The organism is Streptomyces phyllanthi, from assembly GCF_009377205.1.
Taxonomy (GTDB): domain Bacteria; phylum Actinomycetota; class Actinomycetes; order Streptomycetales; family Streptomycetaceae; genus Streptomyces; species Streptomyces phyllanthi.
In genome coordinates this window covers 1-2,824 of the sequence record NZ_VJZE01000737.1, presented here as the reverse complement: position 1 = coordinate 2,824, position 2,824 = coordinate 1, and the positions used below count along the sequence as shown (strand labels likewise).

Here is a 2,824-nt window from a genome sequence, read left to right as displayed (position 1 = left end):
GCCGAAGATGAGGCGTTACCTCGCGTATCTGCCCGAGGGGCCGGTCATCGACTGGCACGCGCCCGACCTGGCCGACCGCTGGCTGGCGCCCATGCTGGCGTATCTGAAGACCACAGGCGCCTTCTCCGTGAAGATGGGGCCGCCCGTGGCCGTACGGCGCTGGAGCGCGGACGCGGTCAAGACGGCGATCGCCGACCCGGCGGCCCGGAGACTGCGCGACACGCGGGCCACGGAGCACGACGACCGGGCCGCGGCCGTGGCCGACCGGCTCCGCGCCATGGGCTGGCGGCAGACGGACCCGGGCGGCGAGGACGGCTTCGCGGCGGGACAGCCCCGGTACGTGTTCCAGGTCCCGTTCGCCGGAAGGAGCCTGGAGGACATCCAGCGCGGCCTCAACCAGCAGTGGCGCCGCAACATCAAGAAGGCCGACAAGGCGGGGGTGAAGGTGGTCCGGGGCGGATACGACGACCTGCCCGCCTTCTACGAGCTGTACACGGAGACCGCGGAGCGCGACCGTTTCATTCCGCGCCCCCTCCCGTACTTCCAGCGCATGTGGACGGCGCTCACGGCCGAGGACCCCGACCGTATGCGCCTCTACCTCGCCCAGCACGAGGGCGACATCCTGTCGGCCGCCACGATGCTGACGGTCGGCCGGCACGTCTGGTACTCCTACGGCGCCTCGACGAGCCGTAGGCGCGAGCTCCAGCCCAGCAACGCCATCCAGTGGCGCATGATGACCGACGCCCACCAACTCGGCGCTGCCGTCTACGACTTGCGCGGCATCACCGACACCCTGGAGGACTCCCACCACCTCCTCGGCCTCCTCCGCTTCAAGGTGGGCACGGGTGGCCAGGCGGTGGAGTACCTCGGCGAGTGGGACTTCCCGCTGAACCGGCTGCTGCACAAGGCGCTGGACCTGTACATGTCGCGCCGCTGAGGAGTCGGTTCCTGGGGCGAGGCGGACCGCCATGGTGTGGCTAGCCCCAGCTCCGATTCGGGAGTGCGCCCCCTCGTGGCGGGCGGGTGGCCGGCGGCATCGTGGATCTCAGCTGATTTCAAGAGAAATTGCAGCTGTTTCCCACAGATCTCAGTTGCAATTTTCGAACCGATCCCCGAGCTCACAGCCGCCCCCGGAAGGACCCCGCCATGCATTCGCCGCTCACCTCGAAGCCACGGACGGCATGCGGGGCACGGCGCACGGCACGGACGGCATGCGGGGCGCGGCGCACGGCACGGACGGCGCCGGACGCGGCCGACGCCGCATCCAGACCCTCGGCGGCCAAGGCCAACGCCACGGCTGCTGCCTACGCCGCCTCTGCTGCCCCTGCTGCCCCTGCTGCCTTTGCCGCTCCTGCTGCCTCTGCCACTCCCGCTCCCACTGCCACGTCTGCCACCAGTTCCGCCTCTGCCGCCCCGGCCACCGCTTCCTCCCCCGGCCCACTCGCCTCCTTCGCGCGGTTCGTCCTGTGCGGCGGCGGTGTCGGGGTCGCGTCCAGCGCCGCGATACCGCTGCTGGCCACGCTGATGCCCTGGGCGCTGGCGAACGCGGTGATCACGGTGGTGGGCACCCTTCTCTGTACCGAGCTCCACGCCCTGTTCACCTTCGGCACCGGGCGGCGGGCCGGATGGCGCCGACACCTGCAGTCCGCGGGATCGGCCACAGCGGCGTACGTCGTGACGTGCGTTGCGATGTACGTCCTGTACGCGGTCCAGTCCTCGCCCTCCACGCTCTGGCAGCAGACCGTCTACCTCGGCGCCTCCGGCCTCGCAGGGAGCGGGCGTTTCCTGCTGCTGCGCCTGTTCGTCTTCGCCGGCGGCCGGAACCGGTCCGAGGGGCGGGCGGAGGGCCTGGCGGAGGGCCTGGCGACAGGCAGGAAGGAGGGCTGCCGCTCTCAGTCACCAACCTTCTTCACCGGCTTCACCGGCTTCACCGGCACCCCGGCCGCCTTGCCCCTCCCCGCCTGAGTCCGTACCGCCCCCATGCTCGCCGCGATGACCAGCGTGATCGCCAGGGTTTCGGTGGGGGAGAGGACCTGGCCGAGGACCAGGAAGCCGGCGGTGGCGGCGAGGGCCGGTTCCAGGCTCATCAGGATGGCGAAGGTGGAGGCGGGCAGCCGGCGCAGGGCGAGGAGTTCCAGCGTGTACGGCAGGACGGACGACAGTACGGCGACGGCGGCGCCCAGCGCGAGCGTGGTCGGGTCGAGCAGCCGCGTCCCCGACTCGACGGCCCCCAGCGGCAGAAACAGCACCGCCGCGACCGCCATGGCCAGCGCCAGCCCGTCGGCCTGCGGGAAGCGGCGCCCCGTACGCGCGCTGAAGACGATGTACGCCGCCCACATGGCGCCCGCGGCCAGCGCGAAGCCGACGCCCACCGGGTCCAGGTCGCCGAAGCCCCCACCGCTGAGCAGGAAGACCCCGCCGAGCGCCAGCCCGGCCCAGACCAGGTTGACCGCACGGCGGGACGTGACCACGGACAGCGCGAGCGGGCCGAGCACCTCCAGCGTGACGGCGGGGCCCAGCGGGATACGGGCCAACGACTGGTAGAAGAGCCCGTTCATCGCGGCCATGGTGATACCGAAGACGATCACCGTGCCCCAGTCGGCCCGCGAGTGCCCGCGCACCCGGGGCCGGCACACGACGAGCAGCACCAGCGCGGCCACGAGCAGCCGCAGGGTCACCACGCCCAGCGCCCCGGCCCGCGGCATCAGGCTCACGGCCAGCGCCCCGCCGAACTGCACCGAGACCGCCCCGCCCAGCACCAGCCCGACCGGCCCGAGGGAGTCCCGGCGCGGGGCGCGCCCGGCGGGGGCGGAACCCGTCGGGG

At 72.4% G+C, this 2,824-nt stretch carries 3 protein-coding genes; 2 read left to right on the top strand and 1 reads right to left on the bottom strand.

Features of this window, described 5'->3' with window-relative positions; translation table 11 throughout:
* Together FNH04_RS44175 and FNH04_RS44170 are read left to right on the top strand one after the other, a co-directional pair.
* Nucleotides 1–937 (top strand): lipid II:glycine glycyltransferase FemX (locus FNH04_RS44175; RefSeq protein ID WP_152791867.1); only part of this gene is annotated, 937 nt, incomplete at its 5' end.
* 527 nt (nt 938–1,464) lie between these two features.
* On the top strand, nt 1,465–1,965 hold the full coding sequence (locus tag FNH04_RS44170; RefSeq protein WP_228031989.1) for a GtrA family protein: 501 nt from the start codon (nt 1,465–1,467) through the stop codon (nt 1,963–1,965).
* Here the strand turns inward: FNH04_RS44170 and FNH04_RS44165 are convergent.
* On the bottom strand, nt 1,893–2,824 hold a 932-nt coding region (locus FNH04_RS44165), incomplete at its 5' end, for an EamA family transporter (protein ID WP_152791866.1). The genes FNH04_RS44170 and FNH04_RS44165 overlap by 73 nt on opposite strands.